This is a genomic window from Candidatus Defluviibacterium haderslevense (genome assembly GCA_016712225.1).
Classification (GTDB): domain Bacteria; phylum Bacteroidota; class Bacteroidia; order Chitinophagales; family Saprospiraceae; genus Vicinibacter; species Vicinibacter haderslevensis.
The window spans coordinates 1,434,187-1,456,097 of record JADJRL010000003.1 but is presented as its reverse complement, the minus strand read 5'-3'; the positions used below and the strand labels follow the sequence as shown (position 1 = coordinate 1,456,097).

Annotated in this window: 17 protein-coding genes; 11 read left to right on the top strand and 6 right to left on the bottom strand. The window is 30.0% G+C overall.

Going from position 1 to position 21,911, the window contains the following annotated elements:
- Position 1 precedes the first annotated feature (1 nt).
- Positions 2-376, bottom strand: coding sequence for a hypothetical protein (locus tag IPK88_05905; GenBank protein MBK8242938.1), 375 nt, complete (start codon positions 374-376; stop codon positions 2-4).
- A 126-nt stretch (positions 377-502) separates the two neighbouring features.
- Between IPK88_05905 and IPK88_05900 the strand changes: the two genes are divergently transcribed.
- Complete coding sequence (locus tag IPK88_05900) at positions 503-1,288, top strand: SDR family oxidoreductase (GenBank protein MBK8242937.1); 786 nt, start codon at positions 503-505, stop codon at positions 1,286-1,288.
- 142 nt (positions 1,289-1,430) lie between these two features.
- On the opposite strand, the gene IPK88_05895 is transcribed toward IPK88_05900, so the two are convergent.
- On the bottom strand, positions 1,431-2,324 hold the full coding sequence (locus IPK88_05895) for a hypothetical protein (protein MBK8242936.1): 894 nt from the start codon (positions 2,322-2,324) through the stop codon (positions 1,431-1,433).
- A gap of 135 nt (positions 2,325-2,459) precedes the next feature.
- On the opposite strand from IPK88_05895, the gene IPK88_05890 reads away from it, so the two are divergent.
- The 3 genes from IPK88_05890 to IPK88_05880 are packed head-to-tail and all read left to right on the top strand — an operon-like array spanning position 2,460 to position 6,736.
- Positions 2,460-3,083: a sigma-70 family RNA polymerase sigma factor gene (locus IPK88_05890; GenBank protein MBK8242935.1), complete on the top strand. Its 624-nt coding sequence runs from the start codon at positions 2,460-2,462 to the stop codon at positions 3,081-3,083.
- Positions 3,080-4,057, top strand: a complete 978-nt coding sequence (locus IPK88_05885) for a FecR family protein (GenBank protein ID MBK8242934.1) — start codon at positions 3,080-3,082, stop codon at positions 4,055-4,057. The genes IPK88_05890 and IPK88_05885 overlap by 4 nt, the downstream gene beginning before the upstream one ends.
- Positions 4,058-4,063: 6 nt before the next feature.
- Positions 4,064-6,736, top strand: a complete 2,673-nt coding sequence (locus tag IPK88_05880) for a TonB-dependent receptor (protein ID MBK8242933.1) — start codon at positions 4,064-4,066, stop codon at positions 6,734-6,736.
- On the opposite strand, the gene IPK88_05875 is transcribed toward IPK88_05880, so the two are convergent.
- The 3 genes from IPK88_05875 to IPK88_05865 form a co-directional block, all read right to left on the bottom strand.
- Complete coding sequence (locus tag IPK88_05875) at positions 6,737-9,796, bottom strand: glycosyl hydrolase (protein ID MBK8242932.1); 3,060 nt, start codon at positions 9,794-9,796, stop codon at positions 6,737-6,739.
- A gap of 87 nt (positions 9,797-9,883) precedes the next feature.
- Positions 9,884-10,591, bottom strand: a complete 708-nt coding sequence (locus IPK88_05870) for a hypothetical protein (protein MBK8242931.1) — start codon at positions 10,589-10,591, stop codon at positions 9,884-9,886.
- Positions 10,592-10,716: 125 nt separating this feature from the next.
- Entirely contained in the window at positions 10,717-14,724 is a 4,008-nt protein-coding gene (locus tag IPK88_05865; GenBank protein MBK8242930.1) for a lamin tail domain-containing protein, read from the bottom strand.
- Positions 14,725-14,805: 81 nt separating this feature from the next.
- Here IPK88_05865 and IPK88_05860 point away from each other — a divergent pair, with 81 nt between their 5' ends.
- Positions 14,806-15,585, top strand: coding sequence for a glycosyltransferase family 25 protein (locus IPK88_05860; protein MBK8242929.1), 780 nt, complete (start codon positions 14,806-14,808; stop codon positions 15,583-15,585).
- Between the two features lie 13 nt (positions 15,586-15,598).
- On the opposite strand, the gene IPK88_05855 is transcribed toward IPK88_05860, so the two are convergent.
- The gene (locus IPK88_05855) at positions 15,599-16,345 is read right to left on the bottom strand and encodes a biotin--[acetyl-CoA-carboxylase] ligase (GenBank protein ID MBK8242928.1); all 747 of its coding nucleotides are present in this window, start codon (positions 16,343-16,345) and stop codon (positions 15,599-15,601) included.
- A 45-nt stretch (positions 16,346-16,390) separates the two neighbouring features.
- Here IPK88_05855 and rsfS point away from each other — a divergent pair, with 45 nt between their 5' ends.
- From rsfS to IPK88_05825, 6 genes are all read left to right on the top strand, one after another.
- Positions 16,391-16,780, top strand: a complete 390-nt coding sequence (gene rsfS, locus IPK88_05850; GenBank protein MBK8242927.1) for a ribosome silencing factor — start codon at positions 16,391-16,393, stop codon at positions 16,778-16,780.
- Positions 16,781-16,855: 75 nt separating this feature from the next.
- Positions 16,856-18,847: an ATP-dependent zinc metalloprotease FtsH gene (gene ftsH / locus IPK88_05845; protein ID MBK8242926.1), complete on the top strand. Its 1,992-nt coding sequence runs from the start codon at positions 16,856-16,858 to the stop codon at positions 18,845-18,847.
- 156 nt (positions 18,848-19,003) lie between these two features.
- The gene (locus IPK88_05840) at positions 19,004-19,528 is read left to right on the top strand and encodes an OmpH family outer membrane protein (protein MBK8242925.1); all 525 of its coding nucleotides are present in this window, start codon (positions 19,004-19,006) and stop codon (positions 19,526-19,528) included.
- A 59-nt stretch (positions 19,529-19,587) separates the two neighbouring features.
- Positions 19,588-20,097, top strand: a complete 510-nt coding sequence (locus IPK88_05835) for an OmpH family outer membrane protein (protein MBK8242924.1) — start codon at positions 19,588-19,590, stop codon at positions 20,095-20,097.
- Between the two features lie 9 nt (positions 20,098-20,106).
- Positions 20,107-20,913 (top strand): glutamate racemase, encoded by an 807-nt coding sequence (gene murI, locus IPK88_05830; GenBank protein MBK8242923.1) that lies wholly within the window; start codon positions 20,107-20,109, stop codon positions 20,911-20,913.
- 91 nt (positions 20,914-21,004) lie between these two features.
- Positions 21,005-21,850 carry a lytic transglycosylase domain-containing protein gene (locus tag IPK88_05825; GenBank protein ID MBK8242922.1) on the top strand — a complete coding sequence of 282 codons (846 nt, stop codon included), beginning with the start codon at positions 21,005-21,007 and terminating at the stop codon, positions 21,848-21,850.
- The last annotated feature ends 61 nt before the right edge of the window (positions 21,851-21,911 follow it).

Genomic DNA, 21,911 nt, shown 5'->3' with positions numbered 1-21,911 from the left:
ATTATTTTTTATATCTGAAGTAATAGTTATAAGTAAATAGAGCAATTAAAAAGATAATTAACACAATTTGACCAATAATGATCATCTGTTGTTCCTCTTTCTTGTTTTTCTTCAATTGTAAATTATAAGGTGTGTTCGATTCAGTATCCACATTAAGTTGATATACAAATTCATCATTATCTGGAACAATGCTTAATTTCATAAGCTCGTGTCCTATATAAAAGTGATAATGCTTTATATAAAATATATTGAAATCAATAATTAAAATATTGTTATTCTGATATATAATAACATGACCAGAATCTTCACCATGATAGAGACCAATCGTATAGTTTGTTCCTGTAATATCATTGAATGTCCAAACTTGTTGACCCATTTGTAAAGATAACCAGTTGGTATTTATTTTTATTGTTTACTTAGGTATAATTATTTAATTAGTCGACATAGTTGAAATTCTAATTTTAATAAAAAGTAGTATCTTTATTGTGAAATAAAATATATGATATCAATAGATCTAAGTAATAAAAACGCAATAGTTTGCGGTGCAAGTAAAGGTATAGGAAAGGCCATAGCATTATCATTGGCTGAATGTGGAGCATCAGTGGTATTATTGGCAAGAGATAGCAATTTGCTACAGAACTGTAAGGATGAACTTTCAACAGTTAATAATCAAAAACATCAAATTTTGATGGTTGATTTTGACGACCCGGAAGATTTAAAAATTAAAGCGACTAATTTATTGAAAGACTTAAAAGTACATATATTAATTAATAATACTGGTGGTCCCCCGGCTGGAAAAGCAATATTGTCAGAACCAAGTCAGTTTGAAAATGCGTTTCGACAACATTTAATTTGCAATCAGATATTAGTTCAAAGTGTTTTAGATTGTATGAAGGAACAATCTTACGGAAGAATTATTAACATTATTTCTACCTCCGTTAAGCAGCCATTGGATAACCTAGGGGTTTCTAATACTATAAGAGGAGCTGTTGCAAATTGGGCTAAAACTTTAGCAAATGAATTAGGCCAATTTAATATTACTGTCAACAATGTGCTTCCTGGAGCCACCCGTACATCTAGATTAGAAGCTATAATAGAGAAAGAGTCAAATATACAAAATAAATCTATTTCGGAAATAACAAGTCAAATGTTAAATACTATTCCAATGAAAAGATTTGCCTTACCAATAGAAATAGCAAATGTTGTTGCATTCCTAGCATCACCCTTAGCAAGTTATATTAATGGGATCAATTTACCCGTGGATGGTGGCAGGACTAAAAGCTTATAATCATAGGATACCAAATTATGATGATTACTTATTTTGTATAACTTTTTCAAATAGATGATTATAATTACTATTAAATTTGGTTAAATAAAAAAGAGATGCCTAGACACATCTCTTTTTTATTTATTCCAATAAATGATTAATTTTATTTACAGCTATGTTGAAGTCTTTTTAATTCTTCAACTGAAGATATAATTACTAAATCACCACTATCTATTAATTTGACCTGAATAGGAAAATTAAGTTTGAATCTTACTTTATTTGTTCTTAATTCCTGGAGATCTAATTCACTACTGATGTTTTTAACAGAACCATCGGATAATGTTACAGTATATGGAAATTGTAGTTCAAAGCAATGTGCGGTATGATTGGGATTTCCACGTTTTACTTTGCATCTAGAAGCAATTTGATTTAATTCTTCTTGATTGTTAATAGTTTGAGTAGTGCCATTATCTAGTAAAACATCTAAAGGAAATACAAATGAAGGCCTCTGAGTTGCTTTTGGATTTAATTTATGCCATTCACGCAATATAGTGGCTAAATTTTCCGCACTTGTAGCAGATTGAGTAGTTCCATCAGCAAAACTCAATGTAATTGGAAATACAAATTCAAAGCACGGAGTTTTATCTGGGTGATTTTTATCTGTAGGATTACAAGAATCAAGAAGTAATTTTAGTTCTTCTTTATTTGTAATAATAGAATTTGTACCATCATCTAATATAACTTCAAATGGAAAAACAAAATTAATGATTGATTTTAACTTATGGGCAAGTCTTCGAGTTTTCAAATTTAAATCTCGTAATACACCTTCATTGTTAATCACTTTAATTGTTCCGTCATGTAGCTGAACCTGAACTGGAAAAACAATAGTAAAGCAAGGTTTTCCTAATGAATTACCTGGTTCTGGTACTGTTCTACTTACAAGATCTGTTGATTCTTCTGTTGTCTCGCTACTTAATAATTCCTTTTGACAAGAAGAAAATAGAGTTATTAATGTAAGTACTAAAATTGATAAAAATCCATTTTTAATTAATGTCATAATAATAATATTTAAAAGTTATAAAATAATTCTTACAAATGGATAAGTACTGATTTTAATTTTTGTACTCAATTTAAAATATTTATTTTTGAAAAAATTTAATAAAGTGCATTCTTATTTGGATTTTTGTGTTATATGTTAGAGCAAGAACTTTGGACCAGACTAAAAAATGGAGATCAAAATGCCCTTAAATCTATATATGACCAACATTATAGTAATTTGTGTCAATATGGATTAAGGTTAGTAACACATACTGATATTGTCGAAGATGCTATTCAAGATGTATTTGTCGAATTATGGAAATACAAATCCAACTTATCAGAAACAGATTCAATTAAAAGTTATTTGTTTGTATGTATAAAGAGAAAAATCATTAAACTTGTAAAAGATTACCAAAAGCATTCTTCAAACGAACAAATAGAAGAATATTTTGATGCTGGTTATTTCGAAGATAGCTTAATTTCATCTGAAATTGTCGAAGAACAAAATTCTAAACTTAAGCAAGCTGTGTCCAAATTATCTAAAAGACAACAAGAAGTTCTTTATTTAAAATTTGAAGAAGGTCTTGATTATGAGCAGATTAGTAAAATTATGGACTTAAAATATCAATCCGTAAGAAACTTGGTTTCAACGGCTATTATTAAAATAAAGGAACATTTAACGATTTTAAGTGTAATAATATTCTATTTTATCAGTACAAATTTGTTAAATTTTACTCTTAATTATATATCAAATGATTACAGAATGATAGGAAAATGAACAAAGATTATATAAATTTTACATGTGAAGATTTTATTGAAGATTCTCTTTTTAGAGAATGGGTTATGAATCCGAACGATGAGCAAGGAAAATATTGGGATGAATGGATTTTGACACATCCAGAGAAAAAGGATGATATCAATGCTGCTAAAATGATATTATTAGGGTTGAAGTATCAAAAAATACCAAATCTTGACCTTAAAAAGGATAAGATTTGGAACCATATAGAATCTACAGTAGATCCAAAGCAACCAATATTCAAAGTGATTCTTCGACCAACGTTTATTCCATGGCTTGTTTCCATAGCTGCAAGTTTATTTTTAATTGTATATTTTTTTATAAATAGTAGCAACACGATTCATGTAGAATTGGTTAATGCAGAAGTTAAGTCAGTTACTTTACCTGATCTTTCTATAATAGACATAAATGCAAAGTCAAATGTAAATTTTAAGGATAAAAACTTTATAAAAAATAGAATTGTTAATCTTTCAGGTGAAGCATTTTTTAATGTAGTAAAAGGTTCAACATTTAAAGTTTTAACACCGTATGGTGAGATTGAGGTTTTAGGTACATCCTTTAATGTTTATGCGAGAGATTCAATTTTAGAAGTGGAATGTTTTACAGGAAAAGTGTCAGTTAATTATAAGGGAAATTATAAAAAATATATTTTATTACCTGGTGATAAAATTAATATGTTTCATGATGAAGTAAAAATTACTAAAAAAGAAAATTCAATACAGCAAATATGGAAGAGTGGCTATTTTTATTTTGAAGAAACGAAATTGATACGTGTATTAAAAGAGTTAGAAAGACAATTTGATATTAAAAATATTAAGACTACTGTTGAAATTGAAAATAAAAATTACACCGGATTTTTCACTAAATTGGATTTACAGCAAGCATTGATATCTATTTGTGAACCGCTACAACTTAGGTATCAAATGGTGAACGACACTTTAATTATTGAACAATAGGAATTAATGAGGATTCCTTATTTCATTTTCTTTTTATTTATGGTGGGCATTAACCTTTGTGCTCAAGTAAAACCTATTGACCTAAAGATAACAGAATCTTTTAAAGAGATTAAACTTGATAAAGTCATTGAACAAATTAGTAAGAAATATCAAATTCAATTTGCATACGATCCGGATTATTTAAACAAATTCACAATCACAAAGGAATTTTATAATATAGAATTTTATGATTGTATGAAGAAAATATTTGAACAAACACCATTTATAATAATGGAGCAAACTAATTCCCATTTTTTAATTTCTATTGATAAATCAAAACTGGATAAAACGAATTTTCTTAAAAGTAACAATTTAAAGATTAATGGAACAGTTAGAAATTCAAGGAATGGTGAGCCATTAGAAAATGTGTCTGTAATTTTATTCCCCAATGGAATATCTGTTAATTCTGATGAGCATGGACATTTTGAGTTCAGTGTTGCAAAAGTATCCAATCAAAATTGGTTGGAATTTAGATATTTATCCTATGAACTTAAAAGAATTCAGTTAACTAATAATATGAATTCTACAGTCGAAATATATTTAATTCCAATTGTCCAAAAGTTAAATTCTGTCAATATTAATGAAAAAGCTATAGAATCAATAATGTTCAAAAATAAACATTCAATATTGAATCAGAGTACATTAAACCAGTTTAAAATTCCTGAAGTTTCAAAAGATGTAATGAATTTCCTTAAGAGAGAAGTCGGTATTGATGCAACAAATGATTTGTCCTCAGGATTAAACATTAGAGGTTCTGATGATTATCAGCATTTGATATTATTAGATGGGATATCCTTATACAAAGCTGAACATTTCTATGGTTTGTTTAGTGCAATAAATCCTAATATTTTGTCAAATATTGATTTATATAAATCTTATTTTCCTGCTGAATATGGTGGAAGAACATCTTCCTTGCTCAAAATGAAATCCATGGCGGACATAAATAAAATTGGCGGTGGAGTGGATTTAAATTTACTCTATTCAAATTTACATGTCAAAATTCCAATTCATAGTAATTTTGGATTGTTGGTAGGTGCGCGCTTTTCTAATCAAAATTTAGGTAAGTCTAATGTGTCCAATTTGTTATTTCAAAATGCGCAAAATTCGAGTGAAATTAATCAATTAGATAGAGAAAAGCAATCATTAATTGCTATTAACCCTCTAAGTAATTTTTATGATATTTTTATAAAAGTTTATGGAAATATTACATCTAGGTTAAATTTTTCATTGAGTTACCTTCAAATTGAAGATCAATACAAAGCGGAGTATACAAATGAATATCAAGTTAATAATCTATTCTTTAACGAAAATTTTAGTGAATTCATAAAATGGAAATCAAGTGGTATTAGTAATCAATTTAAATTTACTTGGAATTCAAAGATTTATACAACATTATCAACTTCTTTTTCGAAATATAGTTTTAATCAAATGATTAATTCTTCATTAACTGAAACTGATCGCAATTTTTCGAAATTAACATCTCAATTCAATAAGAATTCTAATCGTTTAAGTTCGATAAATTTAACCTTGAAAAATTCATTGAGCATTAACTCAATGATGTTGATTAATTTTGGTTATGAAGGTAATTGGTATTCAGATAGTTTAAGTTTTGCAACCGATGGTAAAATATTTTATAGAAATAGGATTAATAATTCAAGAGATCAAAATGGATTTATTGAATTGTTAAGTACACCACATCAAAAAATTGAAATTCGAACAGGAATTAGATTATGTTATTATAATATTACAAATAAAATGTATATCGATCCAAGAATAGCATTGAATTATAAATTAAATACTAAAAGTATTTTGGGTATTAATTTTGGACTGTATCATCAATTTCTTAGTCAAACAACTCAGGAAGATCGATTTGGAAGACCATTTGATTATTATATATTAACTGATGAAAAACTTTATAAGGTGCCAGTTTCATATCAGTGTGAATTGTTTTATAAAGTGATAAACTCATACTTTAACATCAATCTAAGTATATACAATAAATTTTTGAAAGGGGCCACAAATCACATTTTTGTAACTCCAACTTTCGTACAAAAACCTGGTAGCCAAGTTCCAAATCCAAGATACATTATATTATCAGGTCTTGAGGAAACTTATGGCGCAGAATCAGAGCTTATCCGAAAATGGAAGGCAATTAGTATGACATTATCATATAGCTATAATAAAAGCTACCAATCATTTGACAGTTTAAATAAAGGAACTTTTTTTCCTTCTCAAGCTGTTAGAACGCATCAAGTCAAAATGGGTAGTGGTTTTAAGAATAGTCATTGGTTTATTAATTTATTTTACGTTTACGGAAGCGGGCATCCATATACAGATATTTCATTAATACAATCTAATAAAGATAGAAGGGATTTGACAGTGAAAGAGTCCATAAATTATTTACCAGATTATAAAAGAATTGATACGGATTTGCAACTTTATGGTAGTCTAAAGAAATTTAACTATCATATTGGAATATCAATATATAATTTGTTTGATTGGGAAAATGTTAAATATGTGCAGTATATCTATTCGTTACCAATAAAAAATCCAAATCAAGGATCAAATGAAAAAGTTGTAGGAGCGCAAATCAATCTAATTCCTAGAACTTTTAATTTTTCAATAGGAATAAATTTTTAATTAAGACCTAGTAACATTATTCAATTCAAGTTTTTGTTGTTGGATTTTAAAAAATTTATCATATTTTGTTTTAATTTTATCCAAGTCGATTTGAGCTTGATTAACTTGAATTTGAAGAGATTTCGTTCGTTCAATCGATAGATTGGAAGGTGCTTGTTCGGAAGCAATCACATTACCATAACAATCAGATATTTCTTCTCTAAGTTTTTTCTCATCGGCAAAAATGGATTTTTGTTTAGCGGCAAGTAAAGTTGTTCTTAATTTTTCTAATTCTTCAAAGTAAAGATTTAGTAATTTCTTATATTTTGAATTAGTTATTTTGGGCAATAGTTCTTTTATTTTTATTTGTGTTGTATTTATTTCTTCAACAGTTTTAGCTAGATTCTCATGCATATTGTAAAGCTTCATTGAAGTTTCATATTGTAATTTTCTATCTTCTAGATTAAATCCTTTTTGATCTATATGAACTACTTCGAAAGGTTCAACAAATTCTTTTGCTCCAACAGATAACTTAATAAAATAATTACCTGGTAAAACTTGCGGAGATCCAAAACCACCAAAATCGATTTTTGTGCCCCCTTCTGCAACTTTAGGTGGATTTATTCTCATATTCCAAAAAACTTTATTTACTCCTTTTCTTTTGGATGCAGGAATAATTTTAATTACTTTTTTATTTGCATCAAGTATTTCAATTTTTACTTCTGCGTTCATTGGACGTTCCTTAAAATAATATTGAAGCGGTATTAAATCATCAGGATTTGGAGCTATCCAACCTCCAGAGAATGGATTTGATCCTCCAAATGTTCCATCAGTTAAAATCATTTTGTTGAGTGAAAATAAGTGAACATCTTTGTCCAATATTTCTTGAGTCATGGTTCGCATGATAGAAATATCATCATATATAAAGATACCCCGGCCATGAGTACATATAATGAGTGCATTCATTGTTGGGTGAATTTGTAAATCTCTAACTAAAGCAAATTCTGGGAAATTATTTTTCATTCTAAACCAGCTTAAACCTGCATCTAAACTGCAGAATAATCCCATTTCAGTTCCAAGAAACAGTAAATTTTTATGTATTGGGTCTTCAATAATTTTATGTGCAAACCCTGTGAATTCTTTATTTTTAATTTGTTCCCAAGATTTACCAGCATCGCTAGATTTCATTAAATACGTATTATGATCTCCATACATATGGTTATCTAAAGTAACATAAATGGTATTTTTATCGAAGTGTGACAATGCAATACTACTAACCCAAATTTGTTGGGGAATATTTAGGTTTTTGAAATTGTCTGAAAGTTTATACCAATTAATACCGGCATCGGGTGTCATTTGAATATTACCATCATCAGTACCAATGCATATCATTTTTTCATCCAATGGTGATTCTGAAATTGTGAATATAGTGCAATGGTTTTCTGCACTGGTATTATCGGCGCTTAATCCACCTGATTCCTCTTGTTTAAGTTTTGATGGATCATTTGTTGTCAGGTCAGGAGATATTTTAGTCCAATTTCTACCTTGATCTTTTGAAATAAAAAGATATTGAGCTCCCATATAGAGATTGTTTATATTTTTATTTCCCTTAACTAATGGGGTATTCCAATTCCAACGCAATTTATCTTCTGATGAGGTCTGTTGAGGTTGAATACTAAATGACTTATTTGTTTTAAGATCTATTCTTGCAGCATTACCTCCTTGATATTCAGCATATGCAATTGTTGAATCTATTAAATCTGGAATAGTCCAAAAACCATCTCCCCAATAAATACCTTTCCAGTCGCCGTTTCCAATTCCACCAGCTTTTGCAGATGGTGCTGTCCAACTTCCATTGTCTTGTAGTCCACCATAAATATTGTATGGATGACAATGATCAATTGCCACATGATAGAATTGCCCCACAGGTAAATTTTGACAAAATGTAAATGTTGCACCCCTATCATTACTAATGTATACCCCACCATCAGTTCCTAAAAACATGTGATTTGTATTGTTGGGATTTATCCATAAAGCATGGTGATCAGAGTGCACCCAACCTCCATCATTAGAGGCATCATTAAAGGAATATCCTCTGTCATCAGAGTATGAAAATGTAAATGCAGGTCGATATACCCGTTTAGCATCTTTCGGGTCAATAACTATTGTAGAGAAGTAGAATGGCCTTGAAACAATATTCATGGTAGCAGATTGTTGTTTCCAACTTTCACCATAATCAGATGAAATAAACAAACCCGTATTATTTGATTCCACAATAGCTATAAGATTATTCGGTTCACTAGGTGCTAAAGCTAAGGCAATTCGACCAAATTCACCCGTTGGTAGTCCGTTTATAATTTTTTTCCAAGTAACTCCTCCATCAGTAGATTTATAGAAACCACTTCCTTTCCCCCCAGAATTAAAAGAATAGGGCTTTCTTCTGAATTCCCAAGTTGTTGCATAAATTATATTTGGATTCATCGGGTCAATTGCAATATCTGCACAACCTGTTTTTTCATTTATGAAAAGAATTTTATTCCATGACTTTCCTCCATCGGTAGATTTATACAAACCTCGATGTTTACTATCATTCCATAATGGTCCTGGAACAGCTACATATAAAGTGTTGCTATTTTTTGGATCAATTATAATTTTACTAATGTGTTCAGTACTGTCAAGACCAATTTTTACCCAATTATTTCCTGCATCTGTGGATTTATATAGTCCTACACCTATTGATACCGAATTGCGCATATTGCTTTCCCCGGTCCCCGCATAAATTACGTCTGAATTCAGTTGGTCAATTGCTAAAGCACCTATTGATTGGCAATATTTATCAAAAATAGATTTGAAAGATGCACCAGCATTAGTGCTTTTCCAAATACCGCCCCCAGCAGTACCTACATAAATAGTTTTTCCATCTTTATTAACCCCTTCAATTGCCGTTATACGACCACTCATAGTGCCAGGACCTAGAGCCCTAGATTCCATACTTCCAAATGTAGAACCATTTATTTTAGATTGTGAAAATGTTAAATTTGACGTAATAAGGAATAGAAGAAATAAAAAAATAGGTTTCATAAAATATAAATTTAAAATCTAATTATGAAAAAAATCCCACACGAAAACAGAAGTTTAAGGTGGGATTTTAATAAATTTTATATAAAATTAATTAATGGGTTTAAATGTATTTTCAGGAATTTCGCTGTTAATTGTTATTTTTTGGAATTCAATGGGTCCATTTTGACTTGCAATGGTGAATGGAAAAATTAAGCCACCATCAACAGGTTTATAGTTACTAAAATCACTAATAATATCCATTTCCTTTCCTCCTGCTTTTTGCTTAGTAATGGTTCTAACTAAAAAGTTGGAAGCCGGATCAATTAAAAAGTAAGTAATATTACCTGATTTATGAGTTACTTTTAATTTGTGACATTCTGTCCCCTCTACATCATCTAATCCAATATACTCTACGGTATGTCCTTTAGCTTTATAATTACATAATGATCCTGATAAGTCTAATTGATCCACACCTTCTTTGATAGCATCTCCAGGCATAGCTTCAGGTTTCGTTTGACCTTGAAATGGCATAAAAACCCATCCAGAATCTGGAGTCATAATAACCCATCCAGTCATTCCCATTACATTAATATCAAATCTAAATCCCTTTAAATTAGATCTTGTCATGGTTACTGGTAATTCCGCACCGCTAGCGTTAATTTTTCCCTCCATAACAATCGATTTAAGTTGGGTTAATTTATCAACACCACCAACTGCACTCAAATACTTATTAATAATGTCATCAACATTTTGAGCTGATAGAGAAGAAGATATTCCTAAAAATGAAAGGAAAAGAAACAATAAAATTTTTTTCATAATTTGTTTAATTTTTGACAAATGTAACTTTTTATAATAAATGACAACATTAAATTATATCAACAAAACAAATATTAAGATAAAATTAATAGTTTTATCGACCAATTGATGTGACCTTTTTAGTTCTATTTTGCATGAATGATCAAGTGATCATTCAAAATCTTCATATCTTCTGTCATACATTGAATCCAATATGATCCATTTGGAAAGTTCGAAAGGTCTATAGAAGTATTCTTTACAGTAGAATTTTGAATTTCAATAGATTTCATTAAATATCCAATAGAATTATAAATATTTATTTTTCTAAACTTTCTTGAATCTTCACAAGAAACTTGAAGGTAATCAAAACATGGATTTGGGGATAAAATGAGTTCAGATTTTGAATGATTTATGGTTAGAACCGTTCCACAATTAGGATCATATTTTGCTCCCGGAGAACCACCAAGGCAACCTGCAAACCAATTTAAACCATCATTTATATTACCATTGTAATCTTTTAATTCTAAAGTGTTACCAAAACCATCAGGTTCTTTTGGAAATGGCGCACTATCATCAAAGCAAACGGAATAAATTAGTTTATTATTTGCATTAAAGAATCGTATAATATCACCATTTCCATCTAGTCCAAAATTAAACGGTCCAGAAGTATTATTTACAGACGGAAAAAGGGTTCTGAATTTTTGCATATCTTGAACTAGAACAAGATATTTATGGGAAGGGATTATTGTATTCTTGGGTAATTTATATTCGTTTGATCGACTATCTGTTATAGTCCAGTTACTTAAATCAATTAAGTTTGGAAGATTATTAAATATTTCAATCCAATCGCCACAATCTTTAACAGAACTGGATTTATAATTTATTTCAGTTGTAATAATAGAATCGAAACAAACCATATAAGCTGAACCAGGGGAACCTCCAATACACCCGTCAAACCATGAATTAGGATCATTTGGATTTTGTTTTTCGGCTTTCAATTCTAAGGTACGGCCATATCCATCTGCCGTACAAGGCCACGGTAAAGAATCAACATAATTCATTGAAAATATTTGATTTTTCAATCTATCTTTTATTATAATAGAATCAGATTGATTATTTAATGAAAATCCTAAAGGACCAACAACATTATTTAACGATGGATGATATATTTTAAATTTGGACAAGTCACTACAAAATACTAGAAAATCATTTTTTTTGATAACAGTATTATTTGGAATACTATACGAATTGGTTGAACTTCCATCTTGGATAGAGTATCCGGACAGGTCAGCATCAAAGTTTGTTAAATTATGCAGTTCAAACCAATCTCCAGTTGAAATGGTACTGTCTGAATTATAATTAATTTCTGAAATTTCAAGGTCTAAAATATTGTGAGAACCAATAAAATTTGCTTTAAATAGAGCATTATGACTTATATCTAAGTTCATTGAATGACTCAATGTATCAATTATTATTCCATTTGATGACCAATGTGAAAAGGTATATCCTGGATTAGGAATTGCATTAATTTCAACAGGATTGCCGTTAAAGTAAATACCTTTCCAAGGTAATTTTTCAGGAATAATAGTGGATACTTTAATAACTCCAGCTTCTTTGGGAAAAACATCTAAAGTAATTTCAACCTGATTTTTTAGTTTGAAATATTTGAGTATATGGTTTCTTTGAAAAGTGGGTCTTGATGCATGGAATTGCTTCAAAGACATAACATTTGATCTCCATGAAGAAGAATCTAAACTATTCCATCTAACTCTTTGTGCATTGATTTCTGATGCTATTTCTGAAGCATTAATTTCAATAATATTGTTTATTTTTGTAGGAGTCCAAAACTCATTTAATAAATCTGCAAATCGATTAATAAAATAATTTTTAAATGCTTTATTTTTCAATAGGGATTTCATCATATTGGTATATCTATTCGAAATATTAGGATATTCTAGACAAGTTGTTAATAAATCTTCTTCTACTCCAGTACCATTTCCTTGAGAAACGCCCATATCCCATAACATAAATTTCCATTTGATGTTTGGTTTAGAAGAATTAGCTAAACGAATATTATTAAAATAAATTGATGGATACCAATCTTGATTGTTATTGTAAATTTCATTGGCAAAATAATCTACCCAATTTGCGATATCTATTTGTGCATTTGCAAGAGAAAAACTGGATGAATCACTTAAATCGGAATTTATAATAAAATCACTCATTTGAAAGAAGGATTGTGTTGTTCCTTCTTCAGGAAAGTAATCAGGTTTAACACTATATGCTGTTTTGATTAAATTTACGGAGTCTGGATTGGCTCCATAATTGTCACGCATAAAATATTTGTCTAATAATTCTCGTGCAGCATAATGACCCCAATATTGGCCATTAATATAAACAGCAACATTTTGATATGCTGCAGAACCAGAATAGGTCAATAATCCCATTCTATTAGCTATTAAATCTCTCATTCTAGTACTTGCCCAATCATCATCCATATTTCTAATACGGAAACCATGCAAAGAATTTAATTGAGGTTTGTCAAAGGCAAATATATTTGGTATTTCTTCGTCCGTCGCCCCATAATCTTCATCGAATATAAACTGGATTGACTTTTGACCAAAGTCTAATGAATAATTGCCAACGGGTGTAAAACTAGCATTTTCTTGGAAGTTTAGAATTTGATTTGTGTCAAAATATTGAATGTGACAAGTAGTTTTATCGGATTGAGTAAAACCTCTAGCTTTATCATATACTGCAGGACCATTAGTTCCATCATTAAATAGATTTCTTGGTTCGGCAGAAATTGAAATAACTGGTAACTTAGTATTTTGATTAATAAAATAACTTCCTATAAAAATTTTACTTGGTAGTTTTCCAGATTCATAATTTCTAATTTTTATTAATGTGTTTTTAGAAATAGAGATTGGACCTTTATATGGTGTAGAATTTGTTGTTGGATCCGAACCATCTAATGTGTAGAAACAATTTGTACACATCACTTCGATAGATATGTTGTTTTTAAAAAAACCTGATCCTGGCGTCACGTTGGGACTTGTAGAATATGAATTAAAACAGTCACCAAAATTGCTAAGTTTTGGAGTTGGTATTTCTGTGTAACACCAATTACCACCATCTGGTATTCTTAAACGACTTTGCCCAAATTGTGCATTTGATCGTATACTGTCAACTAGATTATTATTATTATCAAATAATGATATAATTTCATCAAACTTAATTTTAAAATTTGTATGAAGGTATTTTATTTTATTAGTATCGGTTAAATTTTTAAACCAGATTGGATTATTTTTAAAATAGGTATTTGATGATTTGATTCCAAAATGCAACCAGGTTCTACCACTGAGATCGCTAGAAGTCACACTTGAATTATTAATTTGAATGGAGAGTACGTTTTTGCCTAAATTAAGTATTGATTTTAAAAGACTTGTGTTGATTTTAAAAGTTTCTGGGATGCCACCGGAATAAATAACCGCTTCATGATCAGTTGTTGAAAGATCATCAAATGAAACAGGAGACCCAACAATATTGTTTCTTGCTATTTCGATTCCGTTCAGATAGGCTACAAATGAATCATCGTAATCCATACTTAATATAGCTTGGCTTATATTAGAAGTATCTTGAATTAAAAATTGTTTATTATAAAATACGCTTAGTGATTTATCTGGAATCAATGTTTGATCATCATTGTCTCCATAGCCAAAGCCTCCAATCCCTTTCATCCAAGATGAATTATCAAAATTTAATTTGTACCAATTAGAGGGTGGTTCATGCGTTCCAACAAAATAACTAAATGTATCATTTTCAAATATAGCTGTTTCCCAATGGTCAAGATTAGAATTATTGGTTATTTCATTCTTGTTTTTACCGGAAGCAAAAACTAATAAATGTGAATTACTTGGTATAGTTACATTTGGAAAAACCCATTTATTTGGTAAAGGAGAATCACTAAAACTCCAATTTATTAAATTAACAGAAGTATCATATGCATTGTACAATTCTATCCAGTCGGGGTATTCGTTGTCTTCATCGCTAATCCATTTATTATTAGTACTACTTAATTCATTAATTAAAATTTGTGATGATAAATTAATTAAATGAATTTGAAAAAATACTATAGCAGCAAACCATTTCATAGAGATAATTTTTTGTAATATTACGTTTTTATTATGATTAATGGCATCATAATTTAGGTAAAAATATTAAAATATGTAATTATGGCAGACACACCAGAATCAAAGCATATATTCAATAAATATTTTGATCATATTTTTGTATTAACAATTGATTCTTCTAAAGAAAGACAAAAGCTTATTGAAACGCAATTAAGTGATGTCGCATTTAGTTTTTTTTATGGGGTTAATAAAAATCAAATAAAGAAACAGGATTGGATAGCTTTAGGTTTTTATGATGAAAAAAAGGCTATATCCATGGAAAGATTTAGTAAGTCAATGAGTTTAGGTGAGCTTGCGTGTGCACAAGGTCATTACTTGATTTATAAAGAAATAATTGAAAAAGGTTATTCAAATGTACTCATTCTTGAAGACGATATCATTCTTAAAAAAGGAACATTAGAAAAGCTCAATCAAATGATGAATGAAATTCCAAAGAAATGGGATATACTATATTTAGACTATGATAAGAATGAAAAGAATCATTTAGGCACTTTTTTAAAACAATGTTTTTATAGTTTTCAACATTTTTTCGGACTGATGAAATTTAATTATAAAATGATTTGGAATTATTATAGTAAGCCGTTTTCGAAACATTTGAGGAGAGCTGGGTATCATTATTTTGCGGATGCTTATGCTATTTCTAATTATGGATGTAAAAAAATAATCGAATTACAAACGCCATTAATTTTTCCAGCTGATCATGTTCTACCTTGGGCTATTACTAATGAACATTTAGTTGGATTCTTATGTGTTCCTAAATTGGTTATGCAAACATCACAACAAGGGGATGGAAGTACATCAATGGTTATAAATCAATTTTAATGGATTGGACTTTTTACTTAACATAGATAATATCTACTTCGCCAAAGTCAAATATTAGAAGTTTATCAACTGTATAGATAATTAATTGACCAATAGTATTTACTCCAACCAATTGACCCTTTCTAAGCTCATCCGTTTTGGTTTTAAATTGAATTTCCATATTTTTATTATATAAATGATCATTGTATTCTTTAAGTAATTGATCATGGATTGTATTTTTTAGGATATCATTGTAATACATTAAATTTTTATGTAAAATTGCAAGCAATGGTCTTATTTCAATGTCATTCCCTATTTCATTTTTGATTGAACTCACTAGATTATTTGTGTTGAATTGCAATTGATTTACATTTATACCTATTCCAATTATACTTGAAACTAATTTTGTTCCACGTATTACATTTTGTATGAGAATTCCAGCTATTTTATTATTACCAACAAAAATGTCATTTGGCCATTTAATCTTAAGCTCTTTAATTGATAAATCATTTAATGTTTTAAAAATGGCCAAACTGGTTATTACATGTAGTTCAAATAGGTTTTCAATTTTTAAGTTGCTTGGCTTTAAAATTATACTACATAATAGGTTTTGCCCAGAATTACTTTCCCATTGTCTGCCATATTGTCCTTTCCCTGCTGTCTGATAGTCAGTAAATATGCAGAAACCATCCTTTGGATTGGTTTTTGTTATGTAATTTAGAGCAAAATTGTTGGTAGAGTCTATTTCTTTCACATGAATAAAATCAAAGTCAAAGAGCATGTTATCGTCAATTTAGATCATCAAAAAATTAAAAAGAATTAAATTTTGGAAAGAAACATTAGGGAAGTTCCGCAAAGAGATGCTAAAGATAATGCATTTCTAGATTTAATAATTGACAGTATCCAGGATATAAAGGGAAAAGCCATTGTACAAATTGACTTGAGACATATCCCTGATGCTCCTGCCAAATTTTTTGTTATTACAGAAGGAGAGAGCAGTACTCAGATAAAGGCAATCGCCAATAATGTTAACAGAAGGGTTAAATCTGAATTTGGAGGTATAGAAGGAAGATCTGAAGGTCAAATCGGAGCAAAGTGGGTATTGGTCGATTTTTTTGATGTAGTAGTCCATATTTTTGACAAAGCGACAAGACATTATTATGATTTAGAAGATCTTTGGAGTGACGGAAAATTTAAAGAATATCAAAATATTTAAAAATCAGCAACTGTTTACCACAAATCTTCGTTATTAGATAAATTTTTATTGAGAACACGAATTTAATTAGAAAACATGGAAAATCAAGAAAATAATCCGCTTCCGAAAAAAAAGGATAATGGAAACAAAGGATTTAATTCCTATTGGATATACGGCATACTATTTTTAGCAATAATTGGAGTTAATCTATTTTATATAGCCAACCCCACTAAGGATCCGGTTAGTTTTAGCCGATTTGAAGATATGGCTCTTAAAGGCGACCTTGATAAAGTCGAAATTACGAATAAAAAATATGCTTACATATATCTCAAAAAGGAGGCATTAACTAAAGATGAATATAAAGATGCCGGGAAATCATCACTAGGAGTAAAACCCCATTATTTTTTTAATATTGGACCCGAAGAAAATTTTGCAAATAAAATTGATAAACTAAATGAGCGTTTGCCTAATAAAATAGAACTTAGTTATGTTGAAAAACAAAATTGGTTAGGGCCGATATTATCATTTGTTTTACCTTTTTTATTAATACTTGGTATTTGGATGTTGATAATGAGGAAAGTAGGTGGTGGTGGATCTGGACCTGGAGGCCAAATATTTAATATAGGTAAATCAAAAGCTATGTTGTTTGAAAAAAACAGTATGACTAATACAACTTTTGAGGATGTAGCGGGACTTGACGAAGCTAAGGAGGAGGTAATGGAGGTGGTTGATTTTCTTAAGAATCCAAAAAAATATACTTCTTTAGGAGGCAAAATTCCAAAAGGTGTATTATTAGTTGGACCCCCGGGTACAGGAAAAACCTTATTGGCTAAAGCTGTAGCTGGAGAAGCAGGTGTACCTTTTTTTACTATTTCTGGTTCTGATTTTGTTGAAATGTTCGTCGGCGTTGGGGCTTCAAGAGTTAGAGACTTGTTTAGACAAGCCCGTGAAAAGGCACCTTGTATAGTCTTTATAGATGAGATTGATGCAGTAGGCAGGGCCAGAGGTAAAAATCAAATGCAGGGCGGGAATGATGAAAGAGAAAACACCTTAAATCAATTGTTGGTTGAAATGGATGGCTTTAGTACTGACAATGGTGTAATTTTGATGGCAGCTACCAATAGACCAGATATTTTAGATAGTGCTTTGTTGCGTCCCGGTCGATTTGATAGACAAATATCAATTGATCCACCAGATTTAAAGGGTAGAGCTGAAATTTTCAAAGTACATTTAAAAAAATTGAAACTTTCTGCAGAGGTTACACCTGGAGTCTTAGCTGAGATGACGCCAGGATTTGCAGGTGCAGATATTGCAAATGTTTGTAATGAGTCTGCCTTGGTTGCAGCCCGAAGAAATAAAAAAGAAATTGATTTGGATGACTTTAATTTTGCATTAGATAGAGTCATCGGTGGCTTGGAAAAGAAAAACAAATTAATTTCACCAGATGAAAAACAAGTTATTGCTTTTCACGAAGCAGGACATGCAATTTGTGGTTGGTACTTACCTTATGCAAGTCCGTTAGTTAAAGTTACTATAGTTCCTAGGGGTATAGGGACCCTTGGGTATGCTCAATATTTACCAAAAGAAGAATATATAACTAGAACTGAAGCAATGCTAGACAGAATATGCATGACAATGGGTGGTCGAGCAGCAGAAAGAATAATATTCGATAAAATTTCAACAGGGGCTCAATCTGATTTAGATACTGTAACTAAGATGGGATATAGTATGATTTCAGTTTTTGGTATGAATGAAAAAGTTGGCAATGTTTCATTTTATAGTATGGCTCAAGAGAATTTTCAAAGACCATATAGTGAAGAAACCGCTAAACTAATGGACGAAGAAGTTAGAAAACTTATTGATATTCAGTATATTAGAGCACAAAATTTATTAGTTGAAAAGAGACCAGAATTGGATATATTGGCTGCTGAACTTCTTAAAAAGGAAGTATTATTAAGGTCTGATGTTGAAAGATTAATTGGCCCATCTCCTTATCATAAGGATAAATCAGCGGAGCCAGTGCCTTTAACCGGACAGCATGTTTCTGATGAAAAGACCAATATTGAATCTATTGAAAAAGAAGCTTAATTTTTTTAATTCTATTATTAATAGTTAAGTTCACGTTAAACAAATAAACCAACAAACTATTGCAATAAATTTTAAGTTACTAACATTATTGGATGAAATATTGTGCTTTCATCAATGACAATGTACTTGATTTTAAAATTCTATAATTTAAACAAAATGAAACTAGTAAAATTTTTTATCGTTATTTTTTCCATTGGATTCATTATTAATGGTGTAAAGGCTCAGCGATTTGTATTAGTAGATGTTAATAAAGTATTAGACAATATTGATGAATACAAAAAGGCTCAAGACGAATTGGATCGTGTGGCAGCAACTTGGAAGCAAGAAATAGCAGTAGAGTATGATAAAATAAAAGCATTATATAATAAATATCAAGCCGAGCAAGTGCTTTTAACAGAAGAACAACGCAAAGGAAAGGAAGAGGAAATTATGAATCGCGAAAAGGAAGCTCGTAAAATGCAAAAAGATAAATTCGGAGAAGAAGGAGAATTATTCAAAAAAAGGCAAGATTTAGTAAGACCCGTTCAAGATAAAGTTTATGCAGCCATTCAAGAATATGCAATTTCAAAAGGTTTAGAAGTTATTTTTGATACCAGCGGATCGGCAGGTGTCATCTATTATAGTAAAGAATTAGATAAGACCGATGACATCATCAAAAAATTCAAACCAACAGGTAAATAATTATGTCAATATATTTTTAAAAAAAATGTATATTTGCGCGAATAAAATTTTATAAAATCATGAAAATCAATATATTAACTTTATTATTTTGTTTCATAATTGGTTCAGGAACGGTAATCCATGCACAAAAATTTGGATATTTAAATTCTCAAGCATTGTTGTCAGAATTACCTGAAGTAAAACAAGCTGATGCAAACCTTCAAGCCCTTCAAGCTCAATTGGAAAAAAAGGGGCAACAAATGGTTCAAGATTTAGAAGGGAAATATAAAGACCTTCAAAGAAAAGAACAATCTGGTGAAATTTCTCCAAAAGCGTTGGAGGAAGAAGCTAAAAAATTAAAAGAACAAGAAGGAGAATTGGGTAAGTTTGAACAAGAGATGCAAAAACAGTTGCAAACAAAGCGTCAAGAAACTTTACAACCCATTTTAGATAAAGTAAATAATATTATTAAACAAGTTGCTACAGAAAATCAGTTTACCTATATTTTCGATTCAAGTGCGGGAATTCTATTATATGCTCAAGAAAGTATGGATATAACTGCATTAGTGAAAACCAAATTAGGCATTTAAAATTTGTCTATTTACTCGGATCGCCCAATTGGAGTTTTTGACTCTGGAATTGGAGGCCTTACTGTAGCACAAGCAATCAATAAAATCCTTCCAAACGAACAAATCATTTATATTGGCGATACCAGTCATATGCCATACGGTGATAAGTCGATGGATTTGATTAGATATTATGCATCGCAAATTGCAAATTATTTAATAAAAGAAAAGTCTTGTAAAGCACTCGTAATAGCATGTAACACAGCTTCGGCAGCAGCCTATGAGCTTTTGAGAGATCAACATAAAGGAAGTATCCCTGTAATTAATGTCATCGATCCCATGATCGAAATTGTAGTAGCCGACGAAAGTATAAAACATCTTGGAATAATAGCTACTAAAACAACAATTCAGTCTAATGTTTACCAAAACAAGCTTATAAGAAGAAAAAAAACACTGAAATTTTCAGCAGTTGCTACGCCATTATTAGCTCCAATGATTGAAGAAGGGTTTTATAATAATTCCATAAGCAATGCAGTTTTACATGAATATCTGGACCTTCCAGAATTAAAGGGTATTGATAGCTTAGTATTAGCTTGTACCCATTATCCATTAATTAAAAATGAAATTGAAGCATTTTATAATTATAAAATAAAAATTTTTGATTCTTCACAAGTTGTTGCAGCTAAGCTAAAATCAATTTTAATTAAGGAAAATTTATTGAATAATGAAATAAAAAATAAAAGAGATCAATTTTTGGTTACCGATTGGTCAGTTCATTTTGAAAAAACAACAAAATTGTTTTACGGTGAAGAAATTCATTTAGAGAAACTTAGTTTATAATTGATAATTTTCTAAAAAGCGATGGTAAAATATGAAAAATAGAATCGATAAAAGAATAACAATTGGTATTGGTTGTTTTTTAATTTTAGTTATGTTTTTGTTGATTAGTTCTAAAACACCCACATCCCAATATTTTGATTCATTAATACAAAAAATTGTACCTATACCCTTAGATTCAAAATATTATTTTGCAGATGAAATAATTCCAATTGAAAATTTTGATGTTTCTGAAAGATTAGAAAGAGAATTATTATCCAATACCTATCAACATACTTCAACAATACTCCATTTAAAATTAGCAAAACGATATTTTCCGTTTATTGAAGAAGTTTTTGAGAAAGAAGGTATACCTGACGACTTGAAATACCTAGCTGTAGCAGAGAGCTCTCTTAGAAATTCGATGTCATCTGCCGGAGCAAAAGGTTTTTGGCAATTTATGAATCCGACTGCAAAAGAATTAGGTCTTGAAGTTACAGAATTTGTTGATGAGCGGAATCATTTTGAGAAATCAACTTTTGCTGCTTGTCAGTACCTTAAAAAAATAAAGCAAAAATTTGGTTCCTGGACCTTAGTCGCGGCAGCTTATAATATGGGACCAAATGGCTTGCAAAGTGCAATTGAGGAACAAAAGGAAGATAATTATTATGATCTTAATTTAAGTGATGAGACCAATAGATACGTTTTTAGAATACTGGCGATTAAAGAAATAATGCAGAATCCTGAAAAATATGGCTTCTATATGGATTCTCACTTAGGATATGGAAAAATGGATAAGTATAAGTCTGTTGTCATAGATACAACTATAGAAAGTCTGGCTGATTTTGCCCACGATCATGGTATAACATATCGCAAGTTAAAATTATATAATCCTTGGTTATTGAAGTCAAGTTTACCAAATAAGATGCGCAAGGTCTACGAGATACGTATTCCAGATTAAAATATGCTATTTTTATATGTCAATTTGTTAATTTTGAGGCAAATATCCATCAAGATCAATA